Source organism: Klebsiella pasteurii (assembly GCF_018139045.1).
GTDB classification, from domain to species: Bacteria; Pseudomonadota; Gammaproteobacteria; order Enterobacterales; family Enterobacteriaceae; genus Klebsiella; species Klebsiella grimontii.
The window spans coordinates 1,903,516-1,918,825 of record NZ_CP073236.1 but is presented as its reverse complement, the minus strand read 5'-3'; the positions used below and the strand labels follow the sequence as shown (position 1 = coordinate 1,918,825).

14 protein-coding genes and 1 tRNA gene are annotated in these 15,310 nt (G+C 56.4%); 4 read left to right on the top strand and 11 right to left on the bottom strand.

All coding sequences use genetic code 11. The features are described from left to right. Nucleotides 1-10: 10 nt before the first annotated feature. Nucleotides 11-1,339, top strand: a complete 1,329-nt coding sequence (locus KCG39_RS09040) for a 6-phospho-alpha-glucosidase (protein WP_004122302.1) — start codon at nt 11-13, stop codon at nt 1,337-1,339. Nucleotides 1,340-1,377: 38 nt separating this feature from the next. Here the strand turns inward: KCG39_RS09040 and KCG39_RS09035 are convergent, their stop codons facing one another. From KCG39_RS09035 to KCG39_RS08990, 10 genes are all read right to left on the bottom strand, one after another. After that, nucleotides 1,378-2,853 carry an EAL domain-containing protein gene (locus KCG39_RS09035; RefSeq protein WP_375293862.1) on the bottom strand — a complete coding sequence of 492 codons (1,476 nt, stop codon included), beginning with the start codon at nt 2,851-2,853 and terminating at the stop codon, nt 1,378-1,380. Further along, entirely contained in the window at nt 2,840-3,745 is a 906-nt protein-coding gene (locus KCG39_RS09030; protein WP_211811587.1) for a fimbrial protein, read from the bottom strand. The genes KCG39_RS09035 and KCG39_RS09030 overlap by 14 nt, the downstream gene beginning before the upstream one ends. A gap of 17 nt (nt 3,746-3,762) precedes the next feature. Continuing rightward, on the bottom strand, nt 3,763-4,266 hold the full coding sequence (gene fimG, locus KCG39_RS09025; protein ID WP_004122292.1) for a type 1 fimbrial minor subunit FimG: 504 nt from the start codon (nt 4,264-4,266) through the stop codon (nt 3,763-3,765). A gap of 12 nt (nt 4,267-4,278) precedes the next feature. After that, nucleotides 4,279-4,806: a type 1 fimbrial adaptor subunit FimF gene (gene fimF, locus KCG39_RS09020; RefSeq protein WP_004122289.1), complete on the bottom strand. Its 528-nt coding sequence runs from the start codon at nt 4,804-4,806 to the stop codon at nt 4,279-4,281. A 10-nt stretch (nt 4,807-4,816) separates the two neighbouring features. Further along, on the bottom strand, nt 4,817-7,444 hold the full coding sequence (locus KCG39_RS09015; protein WP_211811586.1) for a fimbrial biogenesis usher protein: 2,628 nt from the start codon (nt 7,442-7,444) through the stop codon (nt 4,817-4,819). Between the two features lie 75 nt (nt 7,445-7,519). Continuing rightward, nucleotides 7,520-8,230: a fimbria/pilus periplasmic chaperone gene (locus KCG39_RS09010; RefSeq protein ID WP_004122277.1), complete on the bottom strand. Its 711-nt coding sequence runs from the start codon at nt 8,228-8,230 to the stop codon at nt 7,520-7,522. A gap of 46 nt (nt 8,231-8,276) precedes the next feature. Then, on the bottom strand, nt 8,277-8,813 hold the full coding sequence (gene fimI / locus KCG39_RS09005; protein ID WP_004122275.1) for a type 1 fimbrial minor subunit FimI: 537 nt from the start codon (nt 8,811-8,813) through the stop codon (nt 8,277-8,279). Between the two features lie 72 nt (nt 8,814-8,885). Further along, complete coding sequence (gene fimA / locus KCG39_RS09000) at nt 8,886-9,431, bottom strand: type 1 fimbrial major subunit FimA (protein WP_004122273.1); 546 nt, start codon at nt 9,429-9,431, stop codon at nt 8,886-8,888. 39 nt (nt 9,432-9,470) lie between these two features. Further along, a complete protein-coding gene (locus KCG39_RS08995; protein WP_032741891.1) occupies nt 9,471-9,971 on the bottom strand; it encodes a helix-turn-helix domain-containing protein in 501 nt (166 codons plus the stop codon). Between the two features lie 1,056 nt (nt 9,972-11,027). Beyond that, nucleotides 11,028-11,103: transfer RNA gene (locus tag KCG39_RS08990), tRNA-Asn, on the bottom strand. Between the two features lie 330 nt (nt 11,104-11,433). On the opposite strand from KCG39_RS08990, the gene nac reads away from it, so the two are divergent. The 3 genes from nac (at nt 11,434) to ldtA (ending at nt 14,428) form a co-directional block, all read left to right on the top strand. Beyond that, nucleotides 11,434-12,351 (top strand): nitrogen assimilation transcriptional regulator NAC, encoded by a 918-nt coding sequence (gene nac / locus KCG39_RS08985; protein WP_004122265.1) that lies wholly within the window; start codon nt 11,434-11,436, stop codon nt 12,349-12,351. Nucleotides 12,352-12,457: 106 nt separating this feature from the next. Continuing rightward, the gene (gene cbl, locus KCG39_RS08980; RefSeq protein WP_112166281.1) at nt 12,458-13,408 is read left to right on the top strand and encodes an HTH-type transcriptional regulator Cbl; all 951 of its coding nucleotides are present in this window, start codon (nt 12,458-12,460) and stop codon (nt 13,406-13,408) included. A 111-nt stretch (nt 13,409-13,519) separates the two neighbouring features. Next, nucleotides 13,520-14,428: a L,D-transpeptidase gene (ldtA, locus tag KCG39_RS08975; RefSeq protein WP_235891345.1), complete on the top strand. Its 909-nt coding sequence runs from the start codon at nt 13,520-13,522 to the stop codon at nt 14,426-14,428. A 120-nt stretch (nt 14,429-14,548) separates the two neighbouring features. Here ldtA and KCG39_RS08970 read toward each other — a convergent pair whose 3' ends face one another. Beyond that, nucleotides 14,549-15,154 carry a glutathione S-transferase family protein gene (locus tag KCG39_RS08970; protein WP_224325809.1) on the bottom strand — a complete coding sequence of 202 codons (606 nt, stop codon included), beginning with the start codon at nt 15,152-15,154 and terminating at the stop codon, nt 14,549-14,551. Nucleotides 15,155-15,310 lie beyond the last annotated feature (156 nt).

The following is a 15,310-nucleotide window of genomic DNA, read 5'->3' as shown; positions in this document are numbered from 1 at the left end:
GAGGTGGAAGATGAAAAATAAATTTGTTGTGACTATTGCAGGCGGCGGCAGTACCTATACGCCGGGAATTGTGATGATGCTGCTGGAAAATATGGACAGGTTTCCACTGAGCGAAATTCGTCTCTATGATAATCATCGCGATCGGCAAAGCGTTATCGGTGAAGCCTGTGCGATTCTGGTAGCTGAACGCTATCCGCAAGTCGCATTTAGCTTCACCACCGATCCGCAGGAAGCCTTTACCGGCGTCGATTTTGTGATGGCCCATATTCGCGTAGGCCTTTATGAGATGCGCGAAAAAGACGAGAAAATCCCGCTTAAGCATGGCGTGATTGGCCAGGAAACCTGCGGACCGGGCGGTATCGCTTATGGTATGCGCTCTATCGCCGGCGTCCTTGAACTGGTTGACTATATGGAAACGTACTCACCCGGCGCGTGGATGCTTAATTATTCTAATCCGGCGGCTATCGTTGCCGAGGCCACGCGTCGACTACGCCCAACGGCCAAAATTATCAATATTTGCGATATGCCGGTGGCCATCGAAGGGTTATTTGCCGATATTCTCGGACTTAAATCGCGTAAAGAGATGAACGTGCGTTATTTCGGCCTGAACCATTTCGGCTGGTGGACCAGCATTACCGACAAGGCCGGTAACGATCTCATGCCGGCCTTAAAAAACCACGTTGCCGAACTGGGCTATTGCAGTCCGAAAGAGGATTTTCAGCATAAAGCGCCGAGCTGGATTGAGACTTTCAAAAAGGTGAAGGACGTCTTTGCGCTGGATACCGACACGTTGCCCAACACCTATCTGAAATACTATTTTTATGCCGATTATGAGGTGGCCCATTCGGACCCTGACTTTACTCGCGCCAACGAGGTTATGGCGGGGAGAGAGAAGGAGGTGTTTGATATGGCCAGAGAAATCGTCGCCCAGCAGAGCGGCAAAGCGGCACATTTCCATGCCGGGGCGCATGCGACCTTTATCGTCGACCTCGCCTGCGCCATCGCCTTTAACACCCAGGAGAGAATGCTGCTGATTGTGGAAAACAACGGCGCTATCGCGAATTTTGACGATACCGCGATGGTCGAAGTGCCTTGCCTGGTGGGCGTTAATGGCCCCGAGCCGCTGGCGATGGGTAAGATCCCGCTGTTTCAAAAGGGGATGATGGAGCAGCAGGTGGCGGTTGAAAAACTGGTGGTTGATGCCTGGGTTGAAGGAAGCTATCAGAAGCTTTGGCAGGCGATGACCCTGTCCAAAACCGTACCGAGCGCTTCGGTGGCAAAAGCGATCCTTGATGAACTGATTGTGGCCAACCGCGGCTACTGGCCGGAACTGCGCTAAAGCGCCGTCAGCGCCCGATGTCTCCCGTCGGGCGCTGTCTATACCGCGACGCCGGACTGCGGCTCCGTTTCGCCTGAGAGCTCCGCTATCATCTCCGCCACGTTTTCCCTGCCTACCGGCGCAGCGATGGCGTCCCCCTGAAAAGAGTCGACGCCAAGCGCTTTTAGTTTGTTAAATTTATCCCGGCTGTCCACGCCTTCCGCCAGACAGCGGCTGTCGGTCAACTGGCAGTAGTGGATGAGGCTTTTAATCAGGGCGATCGCGTGCGGATCGCGCTGCATATCATTGACGATGCTCATATCCAGCTTATAGGCGTTGAATCTCACCGTACGTACCGGAAACATCACGCTGCTTTGCGAGAAGCAGCCATCGAGCATGATACGAAAGCCGCGCTTTTGCAGGCGGGCGATATTGTCGGCTATTTTGCCGTGGCGGTTGAGGTCGCTGTTTTCAGCGAACTCGAGCACCAGCCTCTGCGACAGCTGAGGCTGACGCAGCTGCTGGCGCGCGGTCTCCATCATGCGAAGCAGGTTATCATTACTGGCGACGGCGGCGGGAATATTCACGGCGAAATAGCATTCGCCAGAATGCCGGTTGATATTCTGTACCGCTTCCTGAAGCACAAAAGCGGTGAGCGCCAGCCAGGCATATTCCGCGCCTATTTGCGGTAAAAACTCATCGGCAAGCAGCACGCTGCCGTTTCGGTTCCAGCGGGAGAGGATCTCTATCCCCTTTATTTGCCGGCGTTCATCGGCAATGGCCTGGAAAACCGGGAAGATATGTCGGGTGTGGATCGCATGGACGAGTTCGCGCTCGAATGCGGAAAGGGCGGCGATGGGCCCGCTTTTCTGTTCTCGTATCTGGCTACCGGGAAAGCCGGGGGCCATTTCTGGATGGTGTTCCACCATTTTTTTCAATCCTGCGGTTCTTTGATTGTAGAGCGTTTTGTGGCTGATGCCGCGGCGTTTCGCCTGAGCGCTGGCGCTGTAGCCGCAGAGTAAACCGAGGATGGCGTCCAGCTCCGGCCTGGTGAGCCCGGCGGGGCGCTTGCCGAAAGCTCGCATCTCTTCCTCTGCCAGCTGTTCAAGGGAAGGATACCCGTCGAGTATGGCGTCGCGCAGTAGCGCCGCCAGGCTGGGGACCGGCAGATCGGATGCGGCGGCCCGCACGGCTGAAAGCAGGCGACGGTCGGCGACCTGATGCAGTAGGGTGGGCCACAGCCAGCTCGCCGGGCTGCGGCTGAGAAACAGCATGGGAAGCGGCGTGGCGGACCGATCCAGCAGCGCGGCGGCCCGCTTCAGGGTGGCGAGAAGCCGGGCGGGAGCTTCAGGGAGAAAAACCACTACGCGGCGAACGCCAGCCGGTAGGGCCGACGACTCTGACGGTAGCACGACGGGCCGGGTTCCCCCTTCCTCTATTATCCGCATCAGCCCCTCGGCGGCCAGCGAACAGGGCGACAGGATGCAGTCGACCTGTCGCTTGCCGCCAGGGGGAGGGGGGTTATTCGTAAACAAAGGTTACTCCGATAATTGACTGCACGTTACCGGCGGTCACCTGGCCGCTGGTGCGCGCGTAGTTAGCGGTTAATCCGAGGCTGACAGCCGAGGTTCCGACGTTGCCTAACGACACCGTGGTGTTGGCGGGAACGACGCTGCCGTTACGGGTCAGCTGAATGCCCACCCCCCGGGCAGGGGAGGCCGAGGCGGTATTGGTAAATATCGAATTGGCGGCGTTCTCGGTGGTGCCGGAGAGGTAGTAGCCCAGATTCTGGTTTTGCGCGCAGTAAACCGTCAGCGGTATGGCGGCGGACGCGGGATATTCCGGCAGCGTCACCGTCACATCGCGAGCGGAAACGTCACAGCCGCCGGTTGGCACCACGACGCTGTTGTTGGCGTAAATGTTCCATATGAACTGGAAGTCGTCGTTATCCTTGTTGTTGGTCTGGCGCAGGATCAGGACCGCGATTAACGAACCGGCGGAAATCGCGACGCCGCCCGCGCTGCTCATGGGGGTCAAATAGAGGACAGTGGGCCAGGGTCTATCAACAATGGAATTGTAGGTCATGCGCTCCGTTTCGCTGGTGGTCGGGAACGGGTAGCTGACGCCGTTATACCTGACGGTGCCGGAAAAACTCGACAGTAAGCCGCCGTAGGCTGAACCGCGCTGTAGCGTCACATAGTCGATCATAGTTTCCGGGTAATCGTTATGGCAAAAAATCTGCGTCGAGAGATCCACCACCAGGTTCTGCCCGACGCTGACCGCCGGCGCGAGGTTCACGTAAACGTTCGCCGAGCCGCCGCCGATGGGGATTGTCACCCCGGCGGCGGTTTTACAGGCGAACGACCAGGCGTTGAGCGACCAGCCCGCCAGCAGCAGTGTTAACAACAGGGTGACTATTTTTTTCATTCCTCTTTTCTCCTGGCTCAGGCGTAGGTATAGGTGACGTTAATCACCGCCTGGATCGTTCCTTGCGTCGCGCCGCCGTTGACCGTTAGCGCCCTGACCTGGAGCGGGAAGCTGGCTGACTGGCTTGCGTCATCCACCTGTACCTCCTTTCTCGCACCGGTATTCAGCCTGGTACCCTCGGCATCCTGGAGCTCGAGCTGGATATTCCCGGCGGTACCCTGGTTTTTGTAATAGCCGGTGGCATCCGCCGTGCCGCTGAAGCTGGCGGTAACCCGCGACGTGCCGACCGGGCAGTTGCTCAGGTTGAGCGCCACGCTGTGCCAGGGCGACGAAGAGCCGGCGGACACCAGGCTAAAGGTATAGAGATCGCCGAGATCGACGGTGGCGTTAACGGTGGAAACCGTACAGGGTTTGGCCACCACTTTGCCGTTAACGGTAATGGTGACGTCGGCGGCCTGTAGCGTCGGGGAGGACGCCGCCAGCATCGCGGCCAGCAGCCATCCGAAATAGGTCGGGTTCATCAGCGCCTCCGGTTACTGAAATTCAAGCGTGAAGGTTGCGGTTGCATTAACGTGTCCGGCGGTCACCGGCACCTGGGTGGCCATCAGTCGGGCGTAAAAGTTCAGCGTGTTGGTCTGGCTGGGGGTCAGCGTGGTCCAGGCGATCGCTGACGACGCGGCGTTGAGCGGCAGCGCCGTTTGCCGCGCGTCAAGGATCTGCACGCCCATGCCTGCCGCCGCTGAAGCCCCGCCGTCGAGCTTTAACAGTTCGGTATTGCTGCTATCTGCAACGCCAACAAAGCCGACCTTGACGGCGGTGACCGAGCTGCCGCAGGGCGATAGCACAATGCGAAACGGCACCAGCGGCGTGGTCGCCCCAACCGCATGGAGTTGCCTGGCGGCGTTATTCATCAGGTCGACGGTAAAATCTTTCGATTCACCGGCCACGGCGCAGGCGTTATCGCGGACGTAGCCGCTGATGGTGATGGTGCTGTCCGCCGCGCTGGCGTTGTTGACCGCCAGTGACACGAGGGCGCTCAGCAGGTAGCGTTTTTTTCTCATCATGGTTTCCTTAGCGGCACTCGGCGGACAGCGAGATCAGCATCTGGCTCTGTTTTTCCGGCGGCAGGCTGTAGTTCGCCTCGCAGCTGGCATTCGGGCCTTCACCCCATTTCGCCTGTACTTTGCCGACCAGCGGCATCCCGCTCAGATAAACCTGGCCGTTATCGGCGACGATGCTGCTGCCCTGGCTACCGACAGAGGTGACCAGCGCGCCGAAGGGAACCGGCTTACCGTTATAGATGAGCGACATCAGCAGCTTGAGCCCTACGTGGGCCTTAAACTCCGCGCGAACTATCGCGCCGTGGGTCGGCACTACGCTGGCCACCGCGTCGTCCAGATCGACGTTATCGGCCAGGCTGTTGGTGTTCAGCGCCACCCGGTTTTCCCGGTATTCGGTGGCGTAGGGCAGAACGGCGTAGCCGCGCCAGTCGGTCTGGACCCCGGTCTGGTTTTCTACTTTTACATTGTCTGCGCCGGGGGCTTTGATCAGCACCACCGTGTCGTTCATCGGCTGGCTCAGGGTGATGCCGTCGGCGTGGGCCAGTACGCCGCCGCTCAGGCCGTAGTACAGCTGTTTGATGCCGTCGCTGCGGCTGTAGCCGACGTTGGCGTTGCCGTAGCCGCCGCGGTAGTTCAGCGCCGCGTAGCCGGTACCGCCGCTGTTGCCCTCACCGCCGCCGGCGTAGCCGGTCTGCATGCTGTAGCTCAGGTTGTTGTCCTCCAGCAGCGTGCCGTACAGCCCCGCCAGGCTGGTGGTCCTGCCGTTCAGATCGTTGGACATGCTGTAGCTGGCGCTGGCGTGTCGCCAGGCCGACTTGCTGTCGGAGCGCATCCAGTGGCTGAACGGAATATTGACGTTGACGGCCAGCATCTGGTCACGACCCTGCTGCCAGGCGTTTTTGGTCAGGCTGTAGCTCAGGGTCCAGTTGATATCGTCCACGGCGGCGTTAAGCCCGGCCTGGAGCTGCCGGTCGGACTTGCTGGTCTCCCAATAGGTCTGGTGGCTGCCGCTCAGGTAAAGCGTGGCGGTGCGTCCCAGCTGCTGGGTGACGCTGAGCTGCACTTTGCCGCGCTTGTTGTACGCGAGGTTGTAGTAATCGGTGAACTTCGGCTTTACCTCAATCACCCCGTCCTGGGTCTCGACGTTGTAGCCGCTCATCCGGCTGTAGGTGGTGTCGGCGAAGCTGAAATAGCCGCGCGTCGAGTAGCGGTAGCCCACCAGCTGGATGTTGGTGCCGGTATCCGTCAGCGACTTGTTATAGAGGAAACGTACCGACTGGCCCTGACGATCGCTGTCATCGGGCAGGGTGGCGTTGGCCTGGGTGATATCCAGCGACAGCGCCCCCAGCTCCCCCATATTTTTGCCGACGCCGAGGTTAAAGGCGCGGTAGCGGTCCGCCAGCTGGGTGCCGCCGTACAGTGTCCAGCCCGCCGGGAGACCGCGCAGCAGAGTCCCCTGGAAGAACTTCGGTTTTTCCTGCTGATTGCTGCCGCTGCGGTACTCTCCGGCGGTGACGGCATAGCGGGTATGGCCCTCGCGCTGGAGCACCGGAACGGACGAGTAAGGGACGGTGAAGACCTGGCTGCTGCCGTCGGCCTCTTTGATGGTCACCTGCAGATCGCCGCCATTGCCGGCGGAGTAGAGATCGTTGATGGTGAACGGGCCGGGCGGTACCGTGCTCTGGTAAATCTCATAGCCGTTCTGTTTCACCGATACCTGAGCGGTGCCGCGGGCAATGCCGTGAATGACCGGGGCAAACCCTTTCTGGCTGTCCGGCAGCATATTGTCATCGGAGGCAAGCTGCGCGCCGCGGAAGTTGATGCCGTCGAAGACGTCGCCGTTGGTGTAGCTGTCGCCGAGGGTCAGGCGCGAGCGCAGCAGCGTAATATCACGTTCAAGCCAGGTATTGATGTGCTGCCACTTGTTTTCATTGGTCGACGAGCTGCCGCCGCTGCTGTAGCTCCAGGTGGTGTTGTCGCGCAGGCGCCAGGCGCCGAGGTTGAGCCCGCTCTGCAGGTTCAGGTACGCGTAATTGCTGCTGCCGCCAACGTCGTTGTGCACGTTGTTGCCGGTGAAGTTGTAGTTCAGCAGGCCGGCGTTAATCCCGTGGTCCCAGAGTTCGGGGGGAATATAGCCGCGGGCGCGGTTGCCCATAAACGCCTGGGGTACGGTCAGATACAGCCGCTGCTGCCCGGCATCAAAGCGGGTTGTCGCGTCTTTAATCATCTCGGTTAACGGTACGCAGGCATCCGCCGCCAGGACGTCGATTCCGGCGATCGCTGAGGTATTCACGCCCATCCCGGCCAGCTGTCCGCGCGTCAGGCAGGGGGCCAGACCGTGGCCTTTTTCACCGGCATTAAACGTGACATCGCGGGTGGTCATATATCCGTCATTCAGATAGATATCGGCGCGGTAGGTGCCCGGCGGCAGCTCCTGGCCCTTTTCAAAGCCGGACAGATCCGCCACTGCGGCGGGATCGTCCGCCAGAAAGCGTGGGTTGAAATAGAGCTCCGCCTGGGCGTAAAAAGCCGGCGAGGCGAGTAAAAGAGCTAAGGGGATCTGCGCGAATGCGCGCGCAGATCCTGGAGTCATACGCCGGGAGCTCACGTGGTCGAGTCCATATTTCAGATGTGACATAGTCCCTCCGGTCCAAAGTCGCCCGGCCATCGTTATTTTTTTAGTTCAGGGGGGAGAGCGCGGCTCCCCGATTCATTACTGCATGACGCCTTTCATTCGCGGGGTGAGTGCGCCGTAGTCGTTAATCGTCCGGTATGTAATCTCGCGACCTGCATCGGACGGTAAACTGACGCTGGTTTCGCCCATCGGCGGGACCAGCGCATTTTTCAGCACCCGGGTGCCGGCGTTGAGTTCGGTGACCGTCAGGTAATAAGGGGTTGGGTTAATCAGCGTGAGCGCATTTCCGCTGCGGCGAAACTTCAGCTTTTCCGCGGCCTGATCCGGCGGCAGCGCCAGTTTAGCCGGGCGGTAATAGAGCTTAATGCGGCTGATAATCGCCAGTTGGAGAGTGTTATCGCTGAGCTTTGATTTATCCATCGATGGGATCGCCTTGACGTTCATCCAGAACAGCGTTTCCCGATCCTGCGGCAGCTGGTTATTGGTGGCATCGAGGATGCGCAGGGTATTCTCTTTCTTCCCCTGCATAGCGAACAGCGGCGGGGTGATAACAAAGCTTCCGTCCTTCGCGCCGTCGGCATTCTCTACCCATGACTGGATCAGATAGGTGTTGTCATCGTTATTTGTTACCGCCAGCTGCGCCTGTTTCTGCCCCGCCGGATAAATTACGCGGGTGGCGCCCAGCGCCACGCCGGCCTGCGACTGAGTCGAAAAACCGGCGGTGGCGATCAGTAAAAGTCCCGCCAGTAAACCGCGCATCCCGCGCGTGGTAGCCAGTCTATTTTTCATCTTTATCTCTTTCTTTCTCACGGTGATTTCCTGTTACCGGCGCTGATTACTGGTAGGTCAGGGAGAACCAGGCCTGCGCATTCGCGGCTCCTCCGGTGACCTGACTCCCGGTGGAACGATATTTAGCGACAAAATGCAGCGTGGTTGGCCCGGTGTGCAGCTGCGCCCATGCCCCTGCTGGCGCGTTGAGTGGGATCTGGCTGCCGGTTTTATCAAACAGGGCAACGCCAATGCCGGTAGCGATCCCCGGTCCCTCGCCAACCGAGAGGACATCCGGGTTTTTACCATCGGCGACGCCGTGAAAGGCCACGCCAACGCGCTGGCTCACGGCGGTACTGCACTCCTGCAGATGAATATCGAAAGGGACGGGATTGGTGTCTTCCCCGGCCGAATGAAACCGATTGCTGCTGATTTGCCCCATCTTGACCGTCATTTGCTGGTCTCCCGCTTCAACGCGGCAGGACTCAGCAATCACTATCCCCTGGAAGCGCATGTTCCCGCCGGGCAACATCACCTCCCAGTTACCGGCCAGCGCCAGCGGTGGTAGCAAAAATATCAACAGACCCGACTTCATCTTTTGCATCGTTATCACCCTCAGTCTTATTCGGATAACGGGCCATCCTGGCCCGATGCGCCTCCTTGCCTGATGAAGAAATTACTCGTACTGCACTTTAAAGGTCGCGTCCGCGTTGGCCGTACCGGCCGTCGCGACACCGGTCGCAAAGTAGCGAGCCTGGAACGGAATAACGTTGGTACCATTGCTGAGGGTGGTTTGCGCGCCGAAAGTCGCGCCATCCAGCGCCAGCGGGGTACCGGTACGGTCAAGGATCTGTACGCCGACGTTAGTCGCGCCGCCCGCGGCAGAACCCTGCAGGGCCAGAACGGTTGGGTTAGTGCTGTTAATCGCCGTGCCAGCAAATGCAATCGCGGCCTTCTCGGAAACGGTGATATCGCAATCATTCAGCTGGATGTTGAAGCCCACGGGAGCACTGGTGTTGCCTGCGGCGGCGAGTTTCGCTGAACGAACCTGGCCTAACTGAACGGTCTGGTCGAGAGAACCGGCATCCACTGCGCAGGCCGCATTCACCACTTCACCTTTAAAATGTACCGTGCCGCCGTTCACCGTAACGGGATCGGCTGCCAGGGCTGCAGTAGCGCTCAGGGACAGTGCTGAAAAAACGATAACGGCTAATTTGTTCATGGTAAAACTCCTGTTTATGAATAATCCTGAAGCGATGCTTCACTTAAAAAGACATTTATTGTTGAAAAATAATTTTTGAAACGTAATCCTATTTTTACAGCCTAATTTATTCATCAGGTTGCGACGGTGGGTATAAATAGTCTTAAGTTTCACGCCAAACTCTTCTGCGATCTCCTGGTTGCTTTCCCCTCTGCTCAACATGCTTAACATCTGCTTTTCACGCAGACTCAGCTGGAACTTGGTATGATAATTTCCTGCGGTTTCTTTCTTTAAAAAGAAATTCAGAATACTTCTGGTGTTGCTCTTTTTGTCAAGTACCGTTACTTTGCCAAATAGCTCGGACTTATAGAACGCTAAGTCGCTGGATGCAAAGGCGACAATGTTCTTATTCGAAAAATAAATCCACTCCGAACCGGGAAGGTCGTTAGAGTCCAAATCTATAATCAAAAAGAAATTGTCAATAAACTCTTCTCCAAGCAATTCAATCAGGCCCAGAGTAAAATATTTATCCTTAGATAAAATATTAGTTGATTGATTCATATCTGAACGCGATCTCATCCTTGGGTTGACCTTTAACTCAGCGTTAATAAAACCATTCAGCGAATTGAGGGTAATCTAACATTGCCCACCTCAATGAGACATGTCGCTAACGCTCTAAAAGATATAACAGCCGCTAAGTTGTTTATTCGTAGTTTTTTAATTTGTATTTTTATTTTTTATTGGTGTGAAATTTTGTGATTAAATTTATTTTTGGTTTTTTATAAAACAAAATTGATAGGGGAGGGTTATCATTAAAGCTTGAACAATAGCCCTGCTCTTTGTATTGGAATTTTCTTAGGGAATATTCCTTGTTAAAGGCGTGGGATTTTCTATCTTCAGCGCAGAAAAAATTTTTAAGGGCTTCTGAAGAGCCCTATAGAGGTGGCCCGAGTATACCTTTTCCGCTCGCATCAGAACGCTAATTCTGCGGGGGAAAATAGCATCGTATTTATTCAGAAGCGATGACGGAGGGCTATGGCTAGATGGCGACTCGCCCGGGAGCATTGCTGTTTGTGTGGTCAGTACCTTCAACGCGATTGCGGTTGCTCCGCAAATTTGAGCATTGTATTAGCTCTTTTGGTCTTGATGCGCACCTTAAAATATTGTTACTGAGGCGGAGGACATAACCGCGGCTATTTTGCCATCTCCGGGAGATGATGGTTGATAACGTCAAGTACAACGGCAAAAGATCGTATCATTTCATCTGTGCAAAGGAAGCTAATAACATTTACCTCGGAACGCAAACTACCGCCCTGAAGAGAAGGGAGGCAGTATAATTGAGGAAATGATGCAAAAAGTCTTTCTTAACCTGGCTACGGATTCGGAGCGTGATATTAAGATACAAGGGCTGAAAAGCATGGGGGGTCTGTCGCAGCCTGTGCTCACCCTCGTTTGTCTGGGTAATGAATTGATATTAATGTGCTATGGCGTTTTTTGTCTACGATAGCCCGGGGGGACGCCGTTGCAAAACGCTTGCGGGGTTATCAAAGAAGGCGGTATAGCTGCCCGGAGAGAGTAAAAAGCAAAAAGCCTGCTCGAAAGCAGGCTTCTTAAATTTGGCTCCTCTGACTGGACTCGAACCAGTGACATACGGATTAACAGTCCGCCGTTCTACCGACTGAACTACAGAGGAATCGTGTGAACGGGGCGCATATTAACGATGACCATTCCCCTTGTCAAAGCCTGAATCACCTGCGCTTGTTCGTTTGCTGACAATTTCAACAGTGTGCCTGTTTTTCCGGCATTGACCGGCCTGGTGCACCGTTGCAGTGCATTTATACCTCTAATGGGGCATACCGCAATCCGCTTACTGGGCAACAAAATCGCAGTTTGCTATCAGTATCCCTTATTACGCGGCCTGCAGCGGCATTTGCGTCTCTAAAAAAAAGCTGGCAAGCAAATTGCAAAACCTTCTGCATCTAAACGGCCAGTGTTGGTACTGGTGTTCCTTACAGGAGGCAAAATGAACTTAAGACGACTGAAGTATTTTGTGAAAATCGTCGATATCGGCAGTCTGACCCAGGCCGCTGAAGTCTTGCACATCGCACAACCGGCGTTAAGCCAGCAGGTTGCGACCCTGGAAGGCGAGCTGGACCAGCAGCTGTTGATCCGCACCAAGCGCGGCGTCACGCCGACCGAAGCGGGCAAGATCCTTTACACCCACGCCCGCACTATCCTGCGCCAATGCGAGCAGGCGCAGCTGGCGGTCAACAACGTCGGTCAGACGCTAAGCGGCCAGGTGTCAATCGGCCTGGCGCCGGGAACGGCGGCTTCAGCCATTACCATGCCGCTGCTGCAAACGGTGCGTAATGAGCTGCCGGAAGTGATGGTCTATTTGCAGGAAAGCAGCGGAACGATCCTTAACGACAAGCTTATCGACGGTCAGCTGGATATGGCCGTGCTTTACGAACGCTCGCCGGTTGCCGGGATCGTCAGCCAGCCGCTGCTGAAAGAAGATCTCTACCTGGTCGGCACCCGGGATTGTCCGGGGCAGAGTGTGGATTTGACGGCGGTTGCGGAGATGAATTTGTTCCTGCCGCGCGATTATAGCGCCGTCCGCGCGCGGGTCACCGAAGCCTTCACCCTGCGTCGCCTGTCGGCAAAAATTATCGGCGAAATTGAATCCATCACCACCCTGACGGCGGCCATTGCCAGCGGCATGGGCGTCACCGTGCTCCCTGAATCCGCCGCCCGTTCGCTATGCAGCGCGGCTAATGGCTGGATGGCGCGCATCAGCACGCCGTCAATGAGCCTGTCGCTGTCGCTCAATATGTCGGCTCGCGGCAGCCTGTCACCGCAGGCGCAGGCGGTGAAGGAAATTTTGATGTCGCTGGTGAGTCGCCCGTCGCTGGAAAACCGTGAATTATTGTTAGTCAGTTAGGCTATATTCCTGGATGGAATAAGTTGCTGGTTTTTATTATTTGTTAGCAGGGACAACAGACTTTAACAATAGCGCCTATGTTATGTCTGATAGCCCGGAGGAAAGGGTGAACTTCCAGCAACTCAAAATTATTCGTGAAGCGGCCCGTCAGGATTACAACCTGACGGAAGTCGCCAATATGCTCTATACATCGCAATCGGGCGTCAGCCGTCATATTCGTGAACTGGAAGAAGAACTGGGGATCGAAATCTTTATCCGCCGTGGCAAACGTCTGCTGGGGATGACGGAGCCGGGCAAAGCGTTACTGCTGATTGCCGAGCGTATTCTTAATGAAGCCAGCAATGTTCGCCGCCTGGCTGACCTGTTTACCAACGATGCCTCCGGCGTCTTAACCATCGCCACTACCCATACCCAGGCGCGCTATAGCCTGCCGCCGGTGATTAAAGCCTTCCGTGAACTCTTTTCCGACGTGCGTCTTGAGTTAGTTCAGGGAACGCCGCAGGAAATTGAAGCGCTGCTGCACAACGGCGGCGCGGATATCGGTATCGCCAGCGAGCGCCTGAGCAACGATCCGACGCTGGTGGCTTTTCCCTGGTTCCGTTGGCACCACAGCCTGCTGGTCCCCAAAGATCATCCGCTGACCCAGGTGACGCCGTTAACCCTCGATGCCATCGCCCGCTGGCCGCTCATTACCTATCGTCAGGGAATTACCGGCCGCTCGCGTATTGACGAAGCTTTTAACCGTAAAGGACTGATGCCGGATATCGTCTTAAGCGCTCAGGACTCCGACGTCATCAAAACGTATGTCGAACTGGGGCTGGGAGTTGGGCTGGTAGCGGAACAGTCAGGAGACGCGCGCGAGACTGATACCTTTACGCGTCTCGATACCCGCCATCTGTTTGACGCCAATACCGTCTGGCTGGGCCTGAAGCGTGGGCAGCTGCAGCGAAACTACGTCTGGCGCTTTATTGAACTGTGCAACGCGGGGCTGTCGCTGGAGGAAATTAAACGCCAGGCGATGGAGCCGGAAGAGGCGGCGATTGATTATCAGATTTAGCAGGATGATAAATCAGATATGAGATAGCAAACGAAGCTATAATTTATCCACGATTATCGCCACAAAGGAAGGGAAATTGTGCGGCGTGTGAAACTGCTTTGTTCTCTTATTATGATCCTCACCAGCCAGAGCGCTCTGGCGGTGAGCTACCCGTTGCCGCCGGAAGGAAGCCGCCTGGTGGGCAGTCCGCTGACCATCACTATTCCGCAACACAATACCCAGCCGCTGGAGGCCTTCGCCGCTCAGTACGGCCAGGGTCTGAGCAACATGCTTGAGGCCAACCCCGGCGTCGATGTGTACCTGCCGAAGTCGGGTTCCACGCTGGTGGTGCCGCAGCAGCTTATTCTGCCCGCTACGCTACGCCAGGGCATTGTGATTAACGTGGCTGAAATGCGTCTCTACTATTATCCACCTGAAGGCACAACCGTTGACGTTCTGCCAATTGGAATTGGTCAGGCAGGACGCGAAACTCCGCGTAACTGGGTCACCGCCGTGGAGCGTAAGCAGGAGGCGCCAACCTGGACGCCAACCGCCAATACCCGTCGTGAATACGCCAGCCGGGGCGAAAGCCTGCCCGCGTTTGTGCCAGCCGGGCCGGATAACCCAATGGGGTTGTACGCGATTTACATCGGCCGGCTCTACGCGATTCATGGCACCAACGCCAATTTCGGTATTGGCCTGCGCGTGAGCCAGGGCTGCATCCGTCTGCGTAACGACGATATCAAATACCTGTTTGATACCGTTCCGGTCGGGACGCGCGTGCAAATCATCGATCAGCCGGTGAAATATACCGTCGAGCCGGACGGCAGCCGCTGGGTTGAAGTCCACGAACCGTTATCGCGCAACCGCGCGGAGTATGAATCGGACCGTAAGGTGCCGCTCCCGGTCACGCCAGCGCTTCAGGCCTTTGTGAAGGGGGAGGGCGTGGATGTGAATCGCGCCGAGCAGGCGCTTGAGCGCCGCTCCGGTATGCCGGTGGACATTGGGCATTCAGCTATGCCGGCAGGTAGCGGATTTTAATCTTTTCCGCCACGCTGAAGGGTTTCTGCCATCGCGATAAGGCGCCCGCGGTTGCCGGGCGCTATTGGTCTTCGTGAAAGGTCATTTTGGGTATTTAGCTTCATCTCATTGAGTGATGCCTTAACCAAAGGGATGTTTTTTAAATGCTGCATGGGCTTCATATAATTCAGCAGCGGATTGAATATGAGTAAAGTCTCCCGCATGAACCACGTGGGGGATCATCGACTGAATAAAGGTCCAGATAACCGTACTCGTTACTGCCACCTGATCGGGGACCGCGGCCGCCGGACGGTTTTCCAGCAGGGTATTCCACTCCCTGCAGGCCGCCAGCAGCTGAATCGTGATGCGCTCTATCCACGGATTATGCTGCTTTTCCGCCGGGCGCAGTTTGTGTTCATACACGTTCTGCACCGCCTTTTCACCCGCGGCGAGAATAAAACCCAGCGTTTGCAGATCGCTTGCCTGCGCCAGTGGATCGGCCGGCAGCAGCTTGCGCGCCGGGGAGGCAAGGCCTTCAAAATAGGCCAGTATCAGCGACGAGTCCATCAGACGAATTCCGTTATCCAGCACCAGCGTCGGCGCTTTTACCGCGGGATTGATGCGGGAAAACGCGTCAAAGCTGCTGAATACCGACAGCGGGTGACTTTCAAACTCGACCCCGTAGAGTTCAAGAGAAATCGCCACACGCCTGACATAAGGCGAATCCATCATGCCGATAAGTTTAATCATGATTCCTGTTTTCCTGTCTCTGTGAAATGACGCATCTCAATTCATTGCTACGAATGGCGACTCAATAGCGGCTGGTTAACGCTTCATCACCGGTAGTGAACAGACATTACAATAAAATGTGCATAGCGAATATCATCGGTATCTAACGGATCG

Coding starts and splice junctions, on each gene's coding strand:
- KCG39_RS09010 (WP_004122277.1), bottom strand. CDS start 8,230: ATGAAAAATAGACTGGCTACCACGCGCGGGATGCGCGGTTTACTGGCG.
- fimG (WP_004122292.1), bottom strand. CDS start 4,266: ATGAACCCGACCTATTTCGGATGGCTGCTGGCCGCGATGCTGGCGGCG.
- fimI (WP_004122275.1), bottom strand. CDS start 8,813: ATGCAAAAGATGAAGTCGGGTCTGTTGATATTTTTGCTACCACCGCTG.
- fimF (WP_004122289.1), bottom strand. CDS start 4,806: ATGAGAAAAAAACGCTACCTGCTGAGCGCCCTCGTGTCACTGGCGGTC.
- KCG39_RS09040 (WP_004122302.1), top strand. CDS start 11: ATGAAAAATAAATTTGTTGTGACTATTGCAGGCGGCGGCAGTACCTAT.
- ldtA (WP_235891345.1), top strand. CDS start 13,520: ATGATCCTCACCAGCCAGAGCGCTCTGGCGGTGAGCTACCCGTTGCCG.
- KCG39_RS09015 (WP_211811586.1), bottom strand. CDS start 7,444: ATGTCACATCTGAAATATGGACTCGACCACGTGAGCTCCCGGCGTATG.
- fimA (WP_004122273.1), bottom strand. CDS start 9,431: ATGAACAAATTAGCCGTTATCGTTTTTTCAGCACTGTCCCTGAGCGCT.
- nac (WP_004122265.1), top strand. CDS start 11,434: ATGAACTTAAGACGACTGAAGTATTTTGTGAAAATCGTCGATATCGGC.
- KCG39_RS09030 (WP_211811587.1), bottom strand. CDS start 3,745: ATGAAAAAAATAGTCACCCTGTTGTTAACACTGCTGCTGGCGGGCTGG.
- KCG39_RS08995 (WP_032741891.1), bottom strand. CDS start 9,971: ATGAATCAATCAACTAATATTTTATCTAAGGATAAATATTTTACTCTG.